This is a genomic window from Xanthomonas euvesicatoria pv. euvesicatoria (assembly GCF_020880415.1).
GTDB classification, from domain to species: Bacteria; Pseudomonadota; Gammaproteobacteria; order Xanthomonadales; family Xanthomonadaceae; genus Xanthomonas; species Xanthomonas euvesicatoria.
Window position 1 is genome coordinate 76,622 of record NZ_JAJIUJ010000103.1, and the last position, 19,248, is coordinate 95,869.

Here is a 19,248-nt window from a genome sequence, read left to right on the forward strand (position 1 = left end):
GCGCCAGGCGCGTGTCGGTTCAATGCGAACCGTTGATGATGCGATGGACCGATTCGGCGTAACCCTGCAACTGCGCCAGCGTCACGAATTCGTCGGCGGTGTGCGCCTGGGCGATGTCGCCAGGACCATACACCAGCGCGGTATAGCCGCCGGCCGAAAACAGCGAGGCCTCGGTCCAGAAGTCCACTGCGTTGCCGATCGGCAGGTCCAGCGCATCGGCCACATCGCGTGCGGCCAGGCGGCGTTCTTCCGCGCGTGCGATGTCGCCCGACGGCAGGCTCGGCCCGCGGAAGGTTTCTTCGAAATGCGCTGCCGCCGGTTCGGCGAAGCCGGCAAAGCTTGCCAGCAGTCCATCCACGTCCATCGACGGCAACGGACGAAAGCCGAAGCGCACTTCGGCTGCCGGCGCGATCATGTTGGCCTTGATGCCCCCCTCGACGCGGCCGATGTTGAAGCGCAATCCGGTCAACCCGCCGAAGCGCGCATGCGCCAGCGATTGCACATGGTCCAGGGCATTTGCGCCCCAGCGCATTGCCTGATGGAGCGCGCTGGCCGAGGGATCCTGCTTGCCCGATGCATGCCCTGCGCGCCCGGCAAACCGCATCAGCACCGAACTGATGCCACGATGCGCCAGCACCGCTTCGCCCATGGTCGGCTCGGCCACCAGGACAGCTTCGTACGGCACGCCGCGCGCCAGGAACGCGGCGATGCAGCGCGGATCATTGGCCTCTTCGTCCGAAGAAAACAGGAACGCGGCATCGCCGTTACCGGCATTGGCCGCGGCAACCAGCGCCGCCGCCGCGCCCTTGATGTCGCACACGCCCAGGCCCACCACGCGGTCGTCCAGGCGCCGCATCGCGTGCGGGTCGGCGCTCCAATGCGGCGAATCCGGCACGGTATCCAGATGCACGTTGAACAGGTACTTCGGCGTGCCGCGCACCGCGTACAAGCTCACCGCCCCTGCACCGTGATCGACCACCTCGACCTGGAACCCCGGCAGCTGCGCGCGCAGATAATCGAAGATGCCGCCTTGCGCGGCAATCGCACGCGGCGGATTGCGGGTGTCGAATGCCACCAGCGCCTGCAGGTGGTCGAGCGTGGAGGTGAGCAGGTCAGTCATGTGGGTCAGGCAGCCGTGGTGGTGGTGCGGTAGAGATCGGGATAGGCGATTTCCATCAACGCCTGCGGCCGTGCCGGCGCGGCGAAGCCGTGCTGTGCGTACAGCGCATGCGCATCGGAGGTGGCGAGCATGAAGCGACGAAGACCTTGCAGATGCGGATGGGCCATCACTGCTGCCACCAGTTGCTTGCCATAGCCGCGCCCACGGTGTGCATCGAGCACGAACACATCGGCGAGATAGCCGAAGGTGGCACCGTCGGTGATCACGCGCGCGAACGCCACCTGCCCTACGCCCGCGCAATAACCGCCGAAACACAGCGAGCCGGCGATCGCCCGCTGCACCGTGTCCAGCGGGATGCCCAGGCACCAATAGGCCTGCTCGCTGAGGAAGCGATGGATCAACGGCAGATCGAGTTCCTGCTTGTCGGTACTGATGCGTAATGCGGGCATGGGTTCCATCGCAGTGGCCCTCTTCTCCCACCGGGAGAAGGTGCCCCGAAGGGGCGGATAAGGGGCGCCTCACGAAACTTCGCGAAGCAACCAGGTCGAACGCGTCGCCACGTGCCCAGATGGAGAACGATGGACGCAATGCTGCAGTAGTTCCCCATGACTGGCGCGTGGCGACGCGTTCGTCATGATCGATCTTGGAGGTTTCTGCGGCACCCCAAGCCCCTCTCCCCGGGGGAGAGGGGCTTTTGCTCAGCGGTTGACCTGCGCGTACAGCGTCGAGCTCATCCCGAACAGCTTGATGAAGCCTTCCGCTTCTTCCACGCCCCAGTCGGCCGATTGCGCGTAGGTCGCACCCTTGGTGTTGAGCAGGTGCGGCGAGCGTACCGCCACCGCATCGACGCGGCCGCCGCGGGTTTCCAGCGTCACCTCGCCATTGACCTTGGACTGCGAGGACTTCAGGAACGCCTCGATATCGCTCTTGAGCGGGTCGTGATAGAAGCCTTCGTACACCAGCTCCACCCATTTGCGCGCCACGTCCGGCTTGAAGCGGTTCTGCTGCTTGGTCAGCACCGCATCTTCCAGTGCACGGTGCGCGGTGATCAGCGAAATCAGGCCCGGCGCTTCGAACACGATGCGGCCCTTCAAACCGATCACGGTGTCGCCGGTATAGACGCCGCGGCCCACGCCGTATTGCGCAAACAAGGTGTTGAGCTTGGCCAGGATCTTGGCACCCGGCAGCGGCTTACCGTCCAGTTCCACCGCTTCGCCTTCGACGAACTTCAGCGTCACCGTCAACGCTTCGCTCGGCCAGGCACTGCGCGGCGCGCACCAGCCGCGCGCGCCCTCGCCCGGCGCTTCCCAACGATCGATCTCGCCGCCGGACATGGTCAGGCCCAGCAGGTTCTCGTTGATGGTGTAGGCCTGCTGTTTGGCACGCACGCCGAATCCACGCGCTTCCAGATACTTCTGCTCATAGGCGCGGGTCTGGGTGTGCTCTTTCTGGATCTCGCGGATCGGCGCCACGATCTGGTAGTCGCCCAGCGCCTTCACTGCCAGGTCGAAACGCACCTGATCGTTGCCCATGCCGGTGCAACCATGCGCAATGATGCGTGTGCCCAACTCTTCGGCACGCTTGAGCGCAGCATCCACGATCAGGTAACGGTCGGACACCAGCAACGGGTACTGGCCCTGGTACCCCTCGCCCGCCCACACGAACGGCTTGACGAAGCCTTCCCAGATTGCCGGGCCACCGTCCACGGTGACGTGGCTGGCCGCGCCCAATTCGGCGGCGCGCTTCTCGATGAACTCACGCTCTTCGGCATCCACACCACCGGTGTCGGCAAACACGGTGTGCACCGCATAGCCGCGCTCCTGCAGATACGGAATGCAGAAGCTGGTGTCCAGACCACCGGAAAACGCGAGAACGATGTCCTTGGTGCCGGGAGTCGGGATTCGGGATTCGGGATTGGTGGAAGCAGCGCTCATCATTGTTCCTTAGTACGTAAATGTGGGGGCCAAGGGTGTTGCTGTTGCGATTCTCTAATCCCGATTCCCGATTCCCGCTTGCGAAGCAAGCGCCGCCATGATCGCCTTCTGCACATGCAGGCGATTTTCGGCTTCATCGATGGCGATGCAGTTGGGCGAATCCATCACCGCATCGGTCGCCTTGACGTTGCGGCGCAGCGGCAGGCAGTGCGAGAACACGCCGTTGTTGGTCAGCGCCATCTTGCGTTCGTCGACGATGAAATGCTGGTACTGGTCGCGGATCGGCTTTTCAGGCTCCCAGTTGCCGAAGAACGGCAACGCACCCCAGCTCTTGGCGTAGACGACATCGGCGCCGGCGTAGGCGCTGTCGATGTCATGGCTGACCTGCAGCGAGCCACCGCTTTCGGCCACGTTTTGCGCGGCCCAGTCCATGTAGCGCTGATCCAGGATGTAGTCCGGCGTCGGGCACAGCAGGGTCACGTCCATGCCCATGCGCGTGGCGATGGTCAGCGCCGAGTTGGCCACCGCTGTGTTCAGCGGCTTGGGGTGGTAGGTCCAGGTCAGCACGTACTTCTTGCCACGCAGATCCTGGGTACCGAAGTGTTCCTGCAGCGCCAGCGCATGCGCCAGCTCCTGGCATGGGTGGGTGATGGTTTCCATGTTGATCACCGGCACCGGCGAATACTTGGCAAAGCTCTTGAGCACCTGGTCTTCGCGGTCCTTGGACCAGTCCACGAACTTCGGAAACGCGCGCACGCCGATCAGGTCGACATAACGCCCCAGCACGCGCGCCACTTCGGCGATGTGCTCTTCGGTCTCGCCGTCCATGACCGTGCCCAGATTGAACTCGATCGGCCACGCATCCTTGCCCGGCTGCAAGACCACCGCATGCCCGCCCAACTGAAATGCGCCCAGCTCGAAGCTGGTACGGGTGCGCATGGACGGATTGAAGAACACCAGCGCAATCGACTTGCCCTTCAGCTCGCTTCCCAGCTTGTTGCGTTTGAACAACGCGGCCTGGGTCAACAGCGCGTCCAGCTCGGCGCGGCTCCAGTCCTGGGTGTTCAAGAAGTGCTTCAGTGACATCGATCGATCCTTTGCTGCGTGCTACTGCTGCGTTGGTCCGCCAGGAGCGACGGGGTGCGCGACATGCGCGTTTCTTGCCGTTGAAACTTTTGTGACGCCAAAACGAAAAAACCCAGCCTGGGGGCTGGGTCTTCAACGTCGGAACAGCAAACGCCCCGGCTTACCCAGCGAAAATGTGGGATTCCGGTCGGCGGGCACGCGAGGTCATGCCGGAGGCCATCCGGGCGGCGCTGGTGTCGTGCTGAAAGGCGTTTGCTTGCATAGGGCGCGAATCCTCGCACGCATGTGGGCACGGCGCAACCGCTGCGCATCTCATCGCGGCGGCGCGACGATGGCGTCGGGAATGTACGGCGTCACCGAGACCCGGATGCGCAGCCGATTGCCCGGATCTTCGGGCAGGCGCGAACGGTATTTGGTGCCCTTGTAGACATAGTCCACGTCGAAGGCGATCGGCCGGCGGAACTCGCGCGGCACTTCCACCACCTTGCAGTTGCGCCGCGTGCTGGTCGGCGGCACCGCAGCGGGCGCGGCCGGTTCGGGGCGACGCGAGAACATTTCCTTGACCGAATCGACCATGCGGTTGATGCGGCCCTCGTCCTCGGCCGGCGCTGCCGCAGCCTGTGCCGCCTGCTCGGCTTCGCATTGCTCTTCGATACGCGTGGCGCGAAGCGTCTGGTAGACCGGCTCGACATTGAGCACCTGCGCATAATCCAGTTTCACGTTCTCGATCACCACGACCCGGTTCTTGGGGTCGGGCTCTGCCGCATACGCCGGAATCACTTGCCCGGCAAACGTACACAGCAGCATGAAGAACGGAGAAGGTCGCATCAGTACCGGGAACGCGCAGCCAGGCAGTACGTAAGTGTATGGAGCTTGCGGCCGCCTGGGCTGAACGCAACCCATCCGGTGGCCATCGTCGGGCTGGCGATTCGCCATCCCGCCACAACGGGCTAGAATCGCGCGATTGCCCTTTTTCGGATGCCGATGAGCCTGCGCCTGCACAACAACCTGACGCGGCGGGTCGAGCCGTTTGCGCCGCTCGATCCGTCCAGCCCCACCCTGTACGTCTGCGGTCCCACCGTCTACAACTACGCGCATATCGGCAACGCTCGCGGCCCGGTGGTCTTCGATGTGCTTGCCGCGTTGCTGCGCCGACGCTACGGCGCGCTGCGCTACGCGCGCAACATCACCGACGTGGACGACAAGATCAACGCCGCCGCGCAGGCGCAGGGCGTGCCGATTTCGACGATCACCGACCGCTTCGCGGCGATCTACCGGCAGGACATGGCGGCGCTTGGCGTGGTTCCACCGGACATCGAACCGGAGGCCACCGCGCACATCCCGCAGATCGTGGCGATGATCGAGCAGCTGATCGCCACTGGGCATGCCTATGCCGCGGAAGGCCACGTGCTGTTTTCGGTCTCCAGCTTCGAGGACTACGGCAAGCTCTCGCGGCGCGACCCGGACGAAATGTTGGCCGGCGCGCGCGTGGACGTGGCGCCATACAAGCGCGACCCCGGCGACTTCGTGCTGTGGAAACCCTCCAGCGACGACCTGCCCGGCTGGCCATCGCCCTGGGGCCGCGGCCGGCCGGGTTGGCATATCGAATGCTCGGCGATGGCCGCCGCCCATCTGGGGCCGACCATCGACATCCACGCCGGCGGTGTGGACCTGCAGTTCCCGCATCACGAAAACGAGATTGCGCAGAGCGAGTGCGCGCATGGCGGTGCCACCTTTGCGCGCTTCTGGCTGCACAACGGCATGCTCAATTTCAGCGGCGCGAAGATGAGCAAGTCGCTGGGCAATATCGAAACCGTGCACGAGCTCATCGCCAGGCATCCGCCCGAAGCGCTGCGCTATGCGCTGTTGAGCGCGCACTACCGTCAGCCGCTGGACTGGTCGGATGGGTTGATCGAGCAGGCCAAGAACACGCTGGACCGCCTGTATGGAACGTTGCGGGATCTGGCTGCGCTGGAAGCCGAAAGCGGCAGCGATCTGGCGGTATCCATGACGATTCCCGCCGAGGTGGAGTCCGCTCTGGATGACGATCTCAACACGCCGCTGGCCTTGTCCGTCATGGCAAGCATCGCCTCCGATGCGCGTGCATTGCGCAGCGACCTGATGCAAAGCGGCCAAGCATCGGCGCGCATGATCGAGCTGCATGCGGCGCGCGCCAAGTTGCTCGGTGCCGGAATGGCACTGGGGTTGCTGCAACAAGACCCGGCTGCATGGTTCTCGCGCGGCACCGACGCCGGCGACGATGCACGCATCACCGCATTGGTGGAAGAACGCAGCGCGGCGAAGAAAGCCAAGGATTTCGCCCGCGCCGACGCCATCCGCAAGCAACTTGCCGAAGAGGGTATCGTGCTGGAAGACACGCCGCAGGGCGTGCGTTGGAAGCGTGCTTGATCCTTCTCACGTCTTCCTGCGGGAGAAAGTGCCCCCGCAGGCGGATGAGGGTGCGCTGCGGCGACAATCAACCGTCGGTCATGGCAAACGCGTCGCCACGCGCCAGCCAGAAAGAATGACCGACGGCCCTCGCAGGCTGCCCCGCCCTGGCACCTGGTGAAAGATGCAGTGGCCACAGCGCTCCAAGGCCAGGTGCCAGTGGCGCACACCGTGCCTTCTCGCCCCGCGGGAGAGGGACTTGATCGAATTGATTCTGGATTTTTAGATGACCACCTCCCCCTTCCCGCTTGAACCGACTGCTACCGAGGCGCAGGCCGCCATTGCCGAGGAATTTTCCTTCTTTGGCGACTGGTCCGAGCGCTACCAGTACCTGATCGACCTTGGCCGAAAGTTGCCCGCCTTCCCGGAACAGTGGAAAACCGAAGAGCACCGCCTGCACGGCTGCCAATCGATGGTCTGGATCGTGCCGGAGGGCAACGCCGAGCGGCTGGATTTCCATGCCGTCAGCGATTCGGCCATTGTCTCCGGGCTGATCTACCTTGCGCTGCGCGTGTATTCAGGGCGTAGCGCGCAAGAGATCCTGGCTACCGAGCCTGACTACATCGCCGGGATCGGCCTGGCCAAGCATCTGTCGCCGACCCGCAGCAACGGCGTGGCAGCGATGCTGGCCTTCATCCGCGATACCGCGCGCGCGCAGCAGTGAGCACGCCCGCCCCATCGCCCGCCGATTCGCTGCGGACGCTGCTCGCCCATCCAGGCTTCGGCCTGGTGCTGCTGTACCGCGTGGCGGCGATGCTGTCCTACCAGATCGTCGCGGTGACAGTCGGTTGGCATATTTACGAAATGACCGGCAACCCGCTCTCGTTGGGGCTGATCGGCCTGGCGGAAATCCTGCCGTTCTTCTGCATCGCCCCCTTTGCCGGCTACCTGGTCGATCACCTGCCGCGCCGCCGGCTGGGCATGGTCGCCGTGCTGGGCTTGGTCGCAACCGCGCTGTTGCTGTTGGCGATCACGCAAGGCTGGCTGCCGGTCAAAGGCGTGTGGCCCATCTATGCCGCCATCTCGCTCACCGGCGCGGCGCGCTCTTTCTTGTCGCCGGTCTACAACGCCTTGTTCGCGCGGGCGCTGCCGCGCGACGCATTCGCACGCGGCGCCAGCATCGGCAGCGTCACCTTCCAGGCCGGCATGGTGATCGGCCCGGCGCTGGGCGGCGTGCTGGTCGGCTGGGGCGGCAAGGGCCTGGCCTACGGGGTCGCCGCCAGCGTGGCGATGCTGGCGATCCTGGCGTTGGCTTTGTTGCGTGTCAGCGAGCCGGTCAGCGCCGGCCCGCGTGCGCCGATCTTCCGCAGCATCGCCGAAGGCGCGCAGTTCGTACTGTCCAACCAGATCATGCTGGCCGCCATGGCGCTGGACATGTTCTCGGTCCTGCTTGGCGGCGCGGTGTCGATGTTGCCGGCCTTCATCCACGACATCCTGCACTACGGCCCGGAAGGCCTGGGCATCCTGCGCGGTGCGCCGGCGCTGGGTTCGATCGTGGTTGGCGTGTGGCTGGCGCGGCACCCGCTGCAGCGCAATGCCGGACGCGTGCTGCTGCTGTCGGTGGCCGGCTTCGGGCTCTGCACCATCGCCTTCGGACTGTCGCGCCATTTCTGGCTGTCAGCGGCGATCCTGCTGGTGTACGGCATGTGCGATGGCGTCTCGGTGGTGGTGCGCCAGACCATCCTGCAGTTGGCCACCCCCGATGCCATGCGTGGCCGGGTGTCTTCGATCAACGGCATCTTCATCGGCTCGTCCAACGAGTTGGGCGCGTTCTACGACGGCGTCATGGCGCGCCTGGTCGGCCTGGTGCCGGCGGTGGTCATCGGCGGCTGCGTCACCCTGGGCGTGGTGGCCACCACCGCCTGGAAGGCGCCGCGCCTGCGCAGGCTTGACCTGCGCGATCTGCAGTGAGCGGCGCGATCGCGTGATTGCCGGTGCCCCCTGCGCCGCTGTGGTGGCAAGGGGCTCGTGTTGCGGACCGCGCTCACGCGCCGTATGCAGCTGCGTGCGGCGGCGTCTCGCCAATGGGCGCTGCCTGACTCTCGGCCAGGCGCCAATACAACGGATCAGGCGACCATAAAAAACCCCGCACATGGCGGGGTCTTTCGGTGAGCAAGGCGGACGATCAGTCGCCCTGCTGCTTCTGCAAGTGCTCCCAACGCTCCTGGGCATCGATGGTGCGCTCGGCAGTCAGACGCGCTTCCAGGCGGTCCAGGCCAATCTCTTCACCGGTGTCCACGCAGTAGCCGTAGTCACCGTCTTCCAGGCGCTTGAGCGTGCTGTCGATCTTGGAAATCAGCTTGCGGGCGCGATCACGGGCACGCAGTTCCAGCGAGTTTTCGGTCTCGCGGGTGGCACGTTCGGCTTCGTCGCCGATGTCGCGCACTTCTTCGCGCAGGTTTTCGATGGTCTGCTTGGATTCCTCCACCATCTCGTTGCGCCAGCTCTGCAGACGCTGGCGGAAATATTCCTGCTGCAACTTGTTCATGTACTCCTCGTCCGCGGAAGGCTTGTAGCCCTGCGGCAGGATCGGGCGACCGGTTGCTTCGTCGGTCTTGTACTCGACCACCTTGTACTTGGTCTTGGGAGCCGCGCTGGACGGCTTGGACGTCACGGCCACGGCCACCTTGCCGACCGGACGGGTCGCAGCAGGCTTGGCGGGGGCTTCGGTTTTGGTTGGCGTTTTTGCGGAAGATTTCGAAACGGGCACGGGATTCTTAGATGACGGGGTCGCAGGCTTTGCCGGCTTCGCAGGGACGGCCTTGGAGACCGGTGCGGGCGCGGGCTTTTCAGCCTTGACCGGGACTGACTTGGCCGGAGCCGGCTTGGTGGCCGGCTTCGGTACGGACTTGGACGCCACCGGCTTGGCAGCCGGTTTGGCGGCAGCCGGAGCTGCCTTTTTCGCCGCCGGCTTGGCAGCACTCTTGGCGACGGGTTTCACTGACTTGGGGGCTGCGGACGCGGTGGTCTTGGAAGCCGGCGCCGGCTTGGCAGCGGCCTTCTTCGCAGGTGCCTTCTTCGCGGGTGCCTTCTTGGCAGCCGGCTGCTTGGTCGGCGGTTTTGCGGCCGGTTTCGCAGCAGCGGACGTCGCTGCCTTTTTCGCAACGGGTTTGGCGGACTTCTTGGCGGCCTCTACGGCCTTTTTTGCAGGTTTTTTAGCAGCCACGAAACGCTCATCCTTGGTTCCCCCGGGGCCCGGGAAAGCGGGCCTTTATAACGTACCCTGCGGACCCCCGGCAACCACCTATTAATGCAAGTGGCATATCATTGGCAAGTGATCTCACGCCTGCTCATCGCGCTGCTGCGCGTCTACAAGCTCGTCATCAGCCCCCTGCTCGGGCCGCGTTGCCGTTTTGCACCAAGCTGCTCGGACTACGCGATGACCGCCATCGGCCGCTTCGGCCCGCTGCGCGGCAGTTGGCTTGCCGCGCGCAGGCTCGGCCGCTGTCATCCCTTCCATCCGGGCGGATTCGATCCGGTGCCCGATGCACCCGCCTCGCCCTCCCCGTCTTCTTCCTGCAGCTGCAAAGGACCCCATCCATGAGCCGAACCGTCATCGTCAACGCCCGCCTGGTCAACGAAGGCAAGGAGTTCGACGCCGATCTCCTGATCGAGGGCGGCCGCATCGCCAAGATCGACAGCAAGATCGCCCCTGCCGCTGGCGATACCGTCGTGGATGCCGCCGGACGCTGGGTGCTGCCAGGCATGATCGACGACCAGGTGCACTTCCGCGAACCTGGCCTGACCCACAAGGGCGACATCGCGACCGAATCCGGCGCCGCGGTGGCTGGTGGCCTGACCAGCTTCATGGACATGCCCAACACCAATCCGCCGACCCTGGATGCCGCCGCACTGCAGGCCAAGTACGACGCCGCTGCCGGGCGCGCCTGGGCCAACTACGGCTTCTACATGGGTGCCAGCAACGACAACCTGGCCCACATCCAGTCGCTGGACCCCAAGACTGCACCAGGCATCAAGGTGTTCATGGGCGCCTCCACCGGCAACATGCTGGTCGATAACCCGGAAACGCTGGACGCCATCTTCCGCGACGCCCCCACGCCGATCATCACCCACTGCGAAGACACCCCGACCATCGACGCGACGATGGCGCAGTACAAGGAAAAGTATGGCGATGCGCTGACACCGGAGATGCATCCGGACATCCGTTCGCGTCAGGCCTGCCTGAAGTCCTCGCAGTTGGCGGTCTCGCTGGCGCGCAAGCACAACACCCGCCTGCACGTGCTGCACATTTCCACCGCCGACGAGCTGCCGCTGTTCGAAGCCGGCCCGCTGGTCGATGCCGATGGCAAGCTGCGCAAGCGCATTAGCGCCGAGACCTGCATCCACTTTCTGCGCTTCGATCGCAGCGATTACGCACGACTGGGCAACCTGATCAAGTGCAACCCTGCGATCAAGGACGCCGAAGATCGTCTGGCGCTCATCGATGCGCTGGCCGAAGATGTCATCGACGTGCTCGCCACCGACCACGCCCCGCACACCTGGGAAGAAAAGCAAAAGCCCTATGCGCAGGCGCCCTCGGGCCTGCCGCTGGTGCAGTACGCGCTGGTCGCGGCACTGGAGCTGGTGCACGAAGGCAAGTTGCCGATCACCCGTATCGTGCAGAAGTTCGCGCATGCGCCGGCCCAGTTGTTCGATGTGCAAGAGCGTGGCTTCCTGCGCGAAGGCTATTTCGCCGACCTGGTGATGATCGACAACACCCCGTTTACCGTGAAGCGCGAGCAGGTGCTGTCCAAGTGCGGCTGGTCGCCATTCGAGGGCACCACCTTCCGTTCGCGCATCGCTGCGACGTGGATCAACGGCCAGCAGGTGTGGGATGGCGAACAGCTGGTGGGCAGCGCTGCCGGCCAGCGCCTGACCTTCGACCGCTGATGCGCGCAGCCCTGTTTGGTGCCTGGTTGATCCTGGCGCCGGTCGCGCTGGTTGCAGGTCGCGCCCAAGCGCAGGGTGCGGCCGCCGCAACCGATATCGTATTTCCGCAAAGCGCGTCGCAAGGCGCGCTGGTGATCGGCAAGGTGCCGGCAGGCAGCAAGGTGCAATATGCCGGCCGCAGCTTGCGTGTGAGCGGTTATGGAAGCGTCGTGTTCGGGATCGGCCGCGATGCGACCGGGCCCTTGCAGGTGCAGATCACCCAACCCGATGGCAGCACGCGCACCGTGAGCATCGCAGTAACGCCGCGCGACTGGCCGGTGGAACGCGTCAATGGCGTGCCGCCGAAGACGGTCAACCCGCCGGCCGAGATTGCCGCGCGCATCAAACGCGAACAGGCGCAGGTCACGGCGGCGCGCGACCGCGATGACGCACGCACCGATTTCGCCCAACCCTTCATCTGGCCGGTGCAGGGACGTATCAGCGGCCGCTTCGGCAATGCACGCGTGTACAACGGCCAGCCGGGCGCCGGCCATTCGGGCATGGACATCGCCGTGCCCACCGGCACCCCGGTGAAGGCACCGGCTGCCGGCGTGGTGACGTTCGCGGCGCCGGACCTGTATCTCACCGGCGGCACGGTGCTGCTGGATCACGGCTTCGGGGTGAGCTCGAATTTCCTGCACTTGTCGCGTATCGACGTGAAGGTGGGCGACCGGGTCGAGCAAGGCCAGGTGATTGCCGCGGTTGGTGCCACTGGGCGTGCCACCGGGCCGCATCTGCATTGGGGGATGAACTGGTTCGACACCCGCATCGATCCGTTGCTGGTGCTTGAGCGGACGAAGTAGAGCGTTCGGAAGATCGCCTCTTTAACGTGCGGTGGCATTGAAGACGCCGTTCTACGCTTCCTATAAGAGCCTGCTTGGCCAGCCCGGTCTTCTGCTGACTCGAGTTTCCTTCACACAAATTATCGCGTCTCGGACGTACTGGAACGGAGCCGCAACAGTGGATAGCAATGCAGGCGTGGCCAACGTTGATCACATCGGGTTTGCCGTTTCATCTCTTGACGAGGCGATCCGGTTCTGGACCGAGGCCCTGGGGTTTACGCTCGAACGACAGGCACAGATGGGCGGCGATTTCCTGCATCAGGTCACCGGCGTGGATGATCCGAGCGTGCGAACGGCAATCGTGAAGGCTCCGGACGGATTCATCGTCGAGTTGCTGCAATATTCCAAAGGCCGTCGGAATGGGCAGTCGCCGGACAGCGCGGGTGCGATCGGGGCTGCCCATCTGGCGCTGACCGTCCGGGACATCCATGCGGCCATCTGCCGTGTCGAGGCGGCCGGATGGAAGGCGAAGGGCAAGCCGCTGCCGATTCCGGGAGGTCCGAGAACAGGAACGCTCACCGCCTACGTGTCCGGTCCCGACCATATTTCCATCGAGTTCATGCAGCCCGCTGGACCGTGACGGGACCGGCGCGCCCCGACTACCGGCGCAGTCGTCAGCGGGATGACACCGAATGGTCGCATCCCCGCCCCGTTGATGGACCATGATTCCGATCCGCCTTAGCGTGCGGCTGCAGAGTCATTCTGCGATGACCCCACTATTTGATGCATCGCGACCACTGCATCAGGCCCCCTCGATTTAACAACGGGCCACACCCTGCGACGCCAGAAGAAAAACGCAACCCACGACCATTGCGCCGGAACGCTACACACCCGGTCGGCGGCGACCTACCCGTCGTGCTTGTGTCCGCCAGCGGGCTTTGCGGTATAACCGAAACGACCGTCGTGCGTCGCTGCAGGTGGACGCTTGGGCTGCCGACGGTCGGTTCGTCGCTTCGGCGTCGGGCGTGCTTCATCTCCCCTCCCCCGACTGCAGGAGATGTGCGACATGCGCAACGAGCACCTCAAACCGACCCTGGGTACCTGGCAGTTGTGGGGCATCGCGGTGGGGCTGGTGATTTCAGGCGAGTATTTCGGCTGGAGTTACGGCTGGAGCACCGCCGGTACGCTCGGCTTTCTGGTGACCACGCTGCTGGTCGCAGTGATGTACACCTGTTTCATCTTCAGCTTCACCGAATTGACCACCGCCATTCCCAATGCGGGCGGGCCCTTCGCCTACAGCCTGCGCGCGTTCGGTACCTATGGCGGCATGCTGGCAGGCCTGGCCACGTTGATCGAATTCGTCTTCGCGCCGCCGGCTATCGCGATGGCGATCGGCGCGTATCTGAATGTGCAGTACCCCACGCTCGATCCGCGTCTTGCAGCGGTTGGCGCCTACCTGTTCTTCATGAGCTTGAACATTGTCGGCGTGGCGATTGCAGCCACCTTCGAGCTGATCGTGACCTTGCTGGCGGTGATCGAACTGCTGGTGTTCATGGGTGTGGTGGCGCCGGGTTTCAGCGTGGCGCGCTTTGCCGCCAACGGCTGGGCCGGCAGCGACGGCTTCGGGCCGGCGGCCATTTCCGGAATCTTCGCCGCAATCCCGTTTGCGATCTGGTTTTTCCTGGCGATCGAAGGGGCAGCGATGGCGGCCGAAGAAGCCAAAGACCCCAGGCGCACGATTCCGCGCGCCTACATCGCCGGCATTCTCACCCTGGTGATCTTGGCGCTGGGAGTGATGGTGTTTGCCGGCGGCGTCGGCGACTGGCGCCAGCTCTCCAACATCAACGATCCGCTGCCGCAGGCGATGAAGGCCGTGGTCGGCAACAGTTCCACCTGGTTGCACATGTTGGTGTGGATCGGCTTGTTCGGGTTGGTAGCGAGCTTCCACGGCATCATCCTGGGCTATTCGCGTCAGTTCTTTGCGCTGGCGCGTGCCGGTTTCCTGCCACATGGGCTGGCCAGGCTCTCGCGTTTTCGCACACCGCATCGCGCCATCCTGGCCGGCGGCGTCATCGGCATCGCCGCGATCTGCAGCGACAGCGTGGTCAAGATCCAGGGCATGTCGTTGACCGCAGCGATGATCACCATGTCGGTGTTCGGCGCGATCGTGATGTATGTGATGAGCATGCTCAGCCTGTTCAGGCTGCGTCGCGCCGAACCGGGATTGGAGCGTAGTTTCCGCGCACCGGGGTACCCGGTGGTGCCGGCCATTGCGCTGCTGCTGGCGCTGGTGTGCCTGGTGGCGATGGTGTGGTTCAACCCGATTGTGGCGTTGATCTTCCTGGGCCTGCTGCTGTTCGCCGCGGCGTGTTGCGTCCTGAGCCTGCGCACGCAACACACGCCTGTGGCCAGCGCCGGATGAGCGGCTTTGCCTTCACCGCAGGCGGCGAACGCTTTCAGTTTGCCGATCTGAAGCAGCTGCTGGCCAAGGCCACGCCTGCGCGCTCCGGCGACCAGCTGGCCGGTCTTGCCGCCGACTCCGGTCTGCAGCGCGTGGCCGCACAGATGGCGCTGGCCGATCTGCCGCTGCGGCACTTCCTCGACGAAGCAGTGGTGCCGTATGAAGCAGACGAAGTCACCCGGCTCATCATCGACCAGCACGATGCCGCTGCATTTGCCGCCGTGGCGCATCTCACCGTGGGCGGCTTTCGCGATTGGCTGCTGAGTGCGCAGGCCGACGAATCTGCATTGACCGCGTTGGCACCCGGCCTGACGCCGGAAATGGTGGCCGCGGTGTCCAAATTGATGCGGGTGCAGGACCTGATCCTGGTGGCGCAGAAAACGCGGGTCGTTACCCGCTTTCGGAACACGCTGGGGTTGCGCGGACGCCTGTCGACACGCCTGCAGCCCAACCACCCCACCGATGATGCCACCGGCATCGCCGCCAGCGTGCTCGACGGCTTGTTGTACGGCAACGGCGATGCGGTAATCGGCATCAACCCGGCCAGCGACAGCCTGGCCGCAACCATGGCCCTGTTGCGCATGCTCGATGCGGTTATCAGTGGGTATCAGATTCCCACGCAATCGTGCGTGCTTGCGCACATCACCACCACCATCGAAGCGATCGGCCGCGGCGTGCCGGTGGATCTGGTGTTTCAGTCCATCGCCGGCACCGAGACGGCCAATGCCAGCTTCGGCATCAACCTGGCCTTGCTGCAGGAAGGATATGAAGCGGGCCTGTCGTTGCGGCGCGGCAACGTCGGCGACAACGTGATGTACTTCGAAACCGGCCAGGGCAGCGCGTTGTCGGCCAATGCGCACCACGGCGTGGATCAGCAGACCTGCGAGGTGCGCGCCTATGCGGTAGCGCGCCACTACAAACCGCTGCTGGTAAACACCGTGGTGGGCTTCATCGGGCCGGAATATCTCTACGACGGCAAGCAGATCGTCCGCGCCGGGCTGGAGGATCACTTCTGCGGCAAGTTGCTCGGCGTGCCGATGGGCTGCGACATCTGCTACACCAACCATGCCGAAGCCGATCAGGACGACATGGACGTGTTGCTCACCCTGCTCGGTACTGCCGGCATCAACTTCATCATGGGCATCCCCGGCTCGGACGATGTGATGCTGAACTACCAGACCACCTCGTTTCACGATGCGCTGTATGCGCGCCAGGCACTCGGCCTGCGCGCCGCACCCGAGTTCGAACGGTGGCTGGAGCAGCACGACATCCTGCGGCTGCGCGATGGCCGCTTCGAACTTGGCAGCGAGGTACCGGCGCCATTTCGGCGTGCATTGGCACAGGCCAGCGGTAGAGCGGCGCCATGAGCGCACCCTCCACACCGCCCTGCGATGCCTGGGCGCACCTGCGCCAACTGACGCCCGCGCGCATTGCGCTGGCCGGGTGGGGACCAGCCTGCCTACGGACGCGCACCTGGAGTTCCAGCTGGCGCACGCGCAGGCACGCGATGCGGTGCATCTGGCCTTCGACCCGGCACCGCTGCAGGCCACGCTGGAGCAACGCGGGCGCAGCAGCATCCTGCTGCAGAGTGCTGCGGCCGATCGTCATCAGTATCTGCAACGTCCCGATCTGGGACGGCGCCTGGCCGAAGATGCCGCCGCCCAGCTACGCGGCCTCACGGCCGTGCATGGCGGCGGACAGGATGTTGCGGTGGTCATCGCCGATGGGCTGTCTGCGCTGGCCGTGCATCGGCATGCGGCGCACATGCTCGACCAGATCGATGCACTGGCATCGCAGGAAGGCTGGTCACTCGCGCCGGCGGTGCTGGTGGCGCAAGGGCGCGTGGCGATCGGCGATGAGGTCGGCGAACTGCTCAACGCACGCGCCGTGATCGTGCTGATCGGCGAAAGGCCGGGCCTGAGCTCGCCCGACAGCCTGGGCCTGTATCTCACCTACACGCCTCGCGTCGGGCTCACCGATGCAGCGCGCAACTGCATTTCCAACATTCGCGCCGAAGGATTGAGTTACGCCGAGGCGACCCACAAATTGGCGTATCTGCTGCGCGAGGCATTTCGCCGCAGACTCTCGGGCGTACAGTTGAAAGACGAAGCCGAACAACCTGCGTCGCTGGCAGGGCCTGCCGACATCGCGCCGCGCACATTCTTGCTGCCGGACTGAACTGCGCGGCGTGTGCTGACCAGGAGTCACACCGCGCAATTCGCAATCAATCCATCACTTCAATGCCCCATCCTGCGTGTTGCTGGCGGCATAGGTGCTGGTCTGCAGTTCGTTGTCATGCGGATGACGTAAGGCGTTGCGTACATCATCGGGAAGCTTGTCGACATCCAGCATCACCTTTCCCGAGTGCACATCACGCACCACCGAGGCAGGCAGCACGAAGTCGCCGCCATTTTCGATATTGATGACCAGTTCGTCCCCATCGTTGCGGATGTCGCGGACGGCACCGACGCCGACTTCGCCATCGCGTAGAAATACCATCTGGCCAATTTCGATCTGCTGCATGTTCAATCTCCTGGAATGGCGTCATCACGCAAGCGCGCTGTGCCGGTGGCAGATCATCGCGCTGCGGTGCGTTGGCGCGTGGTGAAGCGCGGATCACTGCGGCGTGGGTGCGTGCAGCAAGGCGCCGCTCGGCAGGCGGGCCGGCTGCCCGACAATACGCTCGAACTCGCTCACATCGTGCGAACAGAACACCTCCACCTCACCTGCATGCTGTTGCCGTAGAGCGCGCAGGCGCTGCTGGTTACTCAAGCGCGCGGCGCGGTCCTTCTCCAGCATCCATTGATATGCGCGCAGCCCTGGCGTGCAGTAAGGCGCGTCCGGATCCATTTCGCGATGGAAGAAATATGCATCGCCTGCCAGCAGCAGCCATCGTGCCGGCGTGTGCACCGCAACCGCGGCATGACCCAGCGTGTGCCCGGGAAGCGGCACCATCAGCAGCTCTGGCGGTAATCCATGCAGGTCGCGCACGCACTCCAGCCCCATCCAGCGCTCGCCTGCTGCGCCGTCGTAGGTGCGCCACTGCCCGCGCGTAGACCACTGCTGCGGACGAAAGCGTTGGCGATCCATCCAGGTGCGCTGTGCCAGTGCGGCATCGCGTTCGCTCGTCATCAGGTGCACGCGCGCATGCGGAAAGTCGTCCAGCCCGCCGGCGTGGTCGAAGTCCAAATGGGTCAGCACGATGTGCCGCACATCGCGCGGGTCCAGCCCCAGCCGTTGTATCTGCCGGATTGCGGTCATCTCCTCGCGCAAGTCCGGCTTGACCAGGGCCAGAAAAAACCGACTCAGGCGCGCACGTGGCTCGGCCACATCGCGCAGGCCGAAACCGGTATCGATCAGTACCAACCCGGCGCTGGTTTCCACCAACAAGCAATGGCAACACAGATGGCCGCGATCCAGGACGCCTGGCGTACGTCCGTCCATGAGATGGCCGCCCAGCGGACAGGTGGAGATGCAGTTGAGGTGATGCACGCGCATCGGCACGCTCCGCTTGGCGGGCCAGCGTGGCAATGCGGCCGTCGCACAGCGGTGAGCGGAGCAAATCGCGCAACCAGCGCGCACACGCCACCTTGACGGTGGCGCGTGCGCGCCAGATTTCAGCGCAACGGAACGTCCGCCACCTTGTCCTGATAATCCTTCTTCGGGTCGACGCCCAACAACACCTTGATCCCTGCCAGCAGGCTCGACTCGTTGAGCCAGATCTGCGCATGGTCGGCGTCCAGGCGCAGCAGCGCCAAGTTCGGATCGGTCTTGCCGCCTTCGTACCACGCAGCGACATATGGATTCCACAACCGGTCGACCATGGCCGGGTCGGTGTCTTCGCGCAGCGAGCCGCTGATGCTGGCGAACAAATCGTGGCCCTTGCTGCTGAAGGCGCCGATGACGCGGCGGCCCTGCCCCAGCATGGCGATCAGCGCGTTGTCCTTGGATGTAAAGAACCAGATCGGTCCACCGCTATCGCCTTCGATCTGTGCGGTCATCGGACGCGCATGACCGTCTTCGACACCATCCAGGCCCAGCATCACGGTGCGATCTGATTTGAGCGCCTTCCAGAATTTTTCCTGCAACTCTTTGGTGTCTGCCATTTCGATTCCTGACATGCGCGTGGTACGCGGGTGAGCCAGTCTGGAACTCGCTCTGGCCACAGCATGTGACGATGCGCACTCTCGTCTACACATTGCGACAACGCAATTCTGCTTGGGCACCAATACCAACATACCAACATCGTCACCAGCGCGCGCCTTGGCAGAGGATGGTGGCAAACTTCGCACACGCACCCTTGCATTCGCAAAAAAAAAAATCAAATAAGCGGATCACGGTTATGATGGGAACGCATTCTAATGCATCGCATCTGCACGCGAAAGAAAAAACAGTAGCGCCAATGGCAGGAGCGACGAAAATCATCCATAAACATGGGCACACGTTGCGATTTAATCTTAAATTGTCTATTTTATATGATTTAAGTTA

At 64.3% G+C, this 19,248-nt stretch carries 20 protein-coding genes; 11 read left to right on the forward strand and 9 right to left on the reverse strand.

The features are described from left to right. Positions 1-19 precede the first annotated feature (19 nt). The 5 genes from LN450_RS16800 to LN450_RS16820 all read right to left on the reverse strand — a co-directional run bounded on the left by LN450_RS16800 (position 20) and on the right by LN450_RS16820 (position 4,947). Complete coding sequence (locus LN450_RS16800; protein ID WP_008573399.1) at positions 20-1,120, reverse strand: acetylornithine deacetylase; 1,101 nt, start codon at positions 1,118-1,120, stop codon at positions 20-22. 5 nt (positions 1,121-1,125) lie between these two features. Continuing rightward, a complete protein-coding gene (locus tag LN450_RS16805; protein ID WP_011347704.1) occupies positions 1,126-1,578 on the reverse strand; it encodes a GNAT family N-acetyltransferase in 453 nt (150 codons plus the stop codon). 240 nt (positions 1,579-1,818) lie between these two features. Then, on the reverse strand, positions 1,819-3,057 hold the full coding sequence (locus tag LN450_RS16810; RefSeq protein WP_170808549.1) for an argininosuccinate synthase: 1,239 nt from the start codon (positions 3,055-3,057) through the stop codon (positions 1,819-1,821). 51 nt (positions 3,058-3,108) lie between these two features. Beyond that, the gene (locus LN450_RS16815; RefSeq protein WP_011347706.1) at positions 3,109-4,140 is read right to left on the reverse strand and encodes an N-acetylornithine carbamoyltransferase; all 1,032 of its coding nucleotides are present in this window, start codon (positions 4,138-4,140) and stop codon (positions 3,109-3,111) included. 312 nt (positions 4,141-4,452) lie between these two features. Further along, the gene (locus LN450_RS16820) at positions 4,453-4,947 is read right to left on the reverse strand and encodes a hypothetical protein (RefSeq protein ID WP_029819580.1); all 495 of its coding nucleotides are present in this window, start codon (positions 4,945-4,947) and stop codon (positions 4,453-4,455) included. A 177-nt stretch (positions 4,948-5,124) separates the two neighbouring features. Between LN450_RS16820 and cysS the strand changes: the two genes are divergently transcribed. The 3 genes from cysS to LN450_RS16835 all read left to right on the forward strand — a co-directional run bounded on the left by cysS (position 5,125) and on the right by LN450_RS16835 (position 8,499). Next, positions 5,125-6,549 (forward strand): cysteine--tRNA ligase, encoded by a 1,425-nt coding sequence (gene cysS / locus LN450_RS16825; RefSeq protein WP_039417123.1) that lies wholly within the window; start codon positions 5,125-5,127, stop codon positions 6,547-6,549. 265 nt (positions 6,550-6,814) lie between these two features. Next, positions 6,815-7,252, forward strand: a complete 438-nt coding sequence (locus LN450_RS16830) for a SufE family protein (protein WP_008573408.1) — start codon at positions 6,815-6,817, stop codon at positions 7,250-7,252. Further along, positions 7,249-8,499 (forward strand): MFS transporter, encoded by a 1,251-nt coding sequence (locus tag LN450_RS16835; protein ID WP_011347709.1) that lies wholly within the window; start codon positions 7,249-7,251, stop codon positions 8,497-8,499. The genes LN450_RS16830 and LN450_RS16835 overlap by 4 nt, the downstream gene beginning before the upstream one ends. A 214-nt stretch (positions 8,500-8,713) precedes the next feature. Here the strand turns inward: LN450_RS16835 and dksA are convergent, their stop codons facing one another. Continuing rightward, the gene (dksA, locus tag LN450_RS16840; RefSeq protein WP_223866281.1) at positions 8,714-9,202 is read right to left on the reverse strand and encodes an RNA polymerase-binding protein DksA; all 489 of its coding nucleotides are present in this window, start codon (positions 9,200-9,202) and stop codon (positions 8,714-8,716) included. A 58-nt stretch (positions 9,203-9,260) separates the two neighbouring features. On the opposite strand from dksA, the gene LN450_RS16845 reads away from it, so the two are divergent. From LN450_RS16845 to eutC, 8 genes are all read left to right on the forward strand, one after another. After that, positions 9,261-9,839 (forward strand): hypothetical protein, encoded by a 579-nt coding sequence (locus LN450_RS16845; protein ID WP_039417126.1) that lies wholly within the window; start codon positions 9,261-9,263, stop codon positions 9,837-9,839. Further along, positions 9,839-10,132: a membrane protein insertion efficiency factor YidD gene (gene yidD, locus LN450_RS16850; RefSeq protein WP_011347711.1), complete on the forward strand. Its 294-nt coding sequence runs from the start codon at positions 9,839-9,841 to the stop codon at positions 10,130-10,132. The genes LN450_RS16845 and yidD overlap by 1 nt, the downstream gene beginning before the upstream one ends. Further along, positions 10,129-11,478: a dihydroorotase gene (locus tag LN450_RS16855; protein WP_011347712.1), complete on the forward strand. Its 1,350-nt coding sequence runs from the start codon at positions 10,129-10,131 to the stop codon at positions 11,476-11,478. The genes yidD and LN450_RS16855 overlap by 4 nt, the downstream gene beginning before the upstream one ends. Continuing rightward, positions 11,478-12,320: a M23 family metallopeptidase gene (locus tag LN450_RS16860; protein ID WP_011347713.1), complete on the forward strand. Its 843-nt coding sequence runs from the start codon at positions 11,478-11,480 to the stop codon at positions 12,318-12,320. Before LN450_RS16855 ends, LN450_RS16860 begins: the two co-directional genes overlap by 1 nt. A 118-nt stretch (positions 12,321-12,438) precedes the next feature. Then, positions 12,439-12,939: a VOC family protein gene (locus tag LN450_RS16865; protein ID WP_046934839.1), complete on the forward strand. Its 501-nt coding sequence runs from the start codon at positions 12,439-12,441 to the stop codon at positions 12,937-12,939. A 417-nt stretch (positions 12,940-13,356) separates the two neighbouring features. Then, positions 13,357-14,721 (forward strand): ethanolamine permease, encoded by a 1,365-nt coding sequence (gene eat, locus LN450_RS16870; protein WP_039417127.1) that lies wholly within the window; start codon positions 13,357-13,359, stop codon positions 14,719-14,721. Then, entirely contained in the window at positions 14,718-16,127 is a 1,410-nt protein-coding gene (locus LN450_RS16875) for an ethanolamine ammonia-lyase subunit EutB (protein ID WP_011347716.1), read from the forward strand. Before eat ends, LN450_RS16875 begins: the two co-directional genes overlap by 4 nt. Continuing rightward, positions 16,045-16,938, forward strand: a complete 894-nt coding sequence (gene eutC / locus LN450_RS16880) for an ethanolamine ammonia-lyase subunit EutC (protein ID WP_228886371.1) — start codon at positions 16,045-16,047, stop codon at positions 16,936-16,938. Before LN450_RS16875 ends, eutC begins: the two co-directional genes overlap by 83 nt. A 54-nt stretch (positions 16,939-16,992) precedes the next feature. Here the strand turns inward: eutC and LN450_RS16885 are convergent, their stop codons facing one another. The 3 genes from LN450_RS16885 to LN450_RS16895 form a co-directional block, all read right to left on the reverse strand. Next, positions 16,993-17,283, reverse strand: a complete 291-nt coding sequence (locus LN450_RS16885; RefSeq protein WP_008573429.1) for a hypothetical protein — start codon at positions 17,281-17,283, stop codon at positions 16,993-16,995. 93 nt (positions 17,284-17,376) lie between these two features. Then, positions 17,377-18,258 (reverse strand): MBL fold metallo-hydrolase, encoded by an 882-nt coding sequence (locus LN450_RS16890; protein WP_033478743.1) that lies wholly within the window; start codon positions 18,256-18,258, stop codon positions 17,377-17,379. Positions 18,259-18,377: 119 nt separating this feature from the next. Next, positions 18,378-18,881, reverse strand: coding sequence for a pyridoxamine 5'-phosphate oxidase family protein (locus LN450_RS16895; protein WP_008573434.1), 504 nt, complete (start codon positions 18,879-18,881; stop codon positions 18,378-18,380). Between the last annotated feature and the right edge of the window lie 367 nt (positions 18,882-19,248).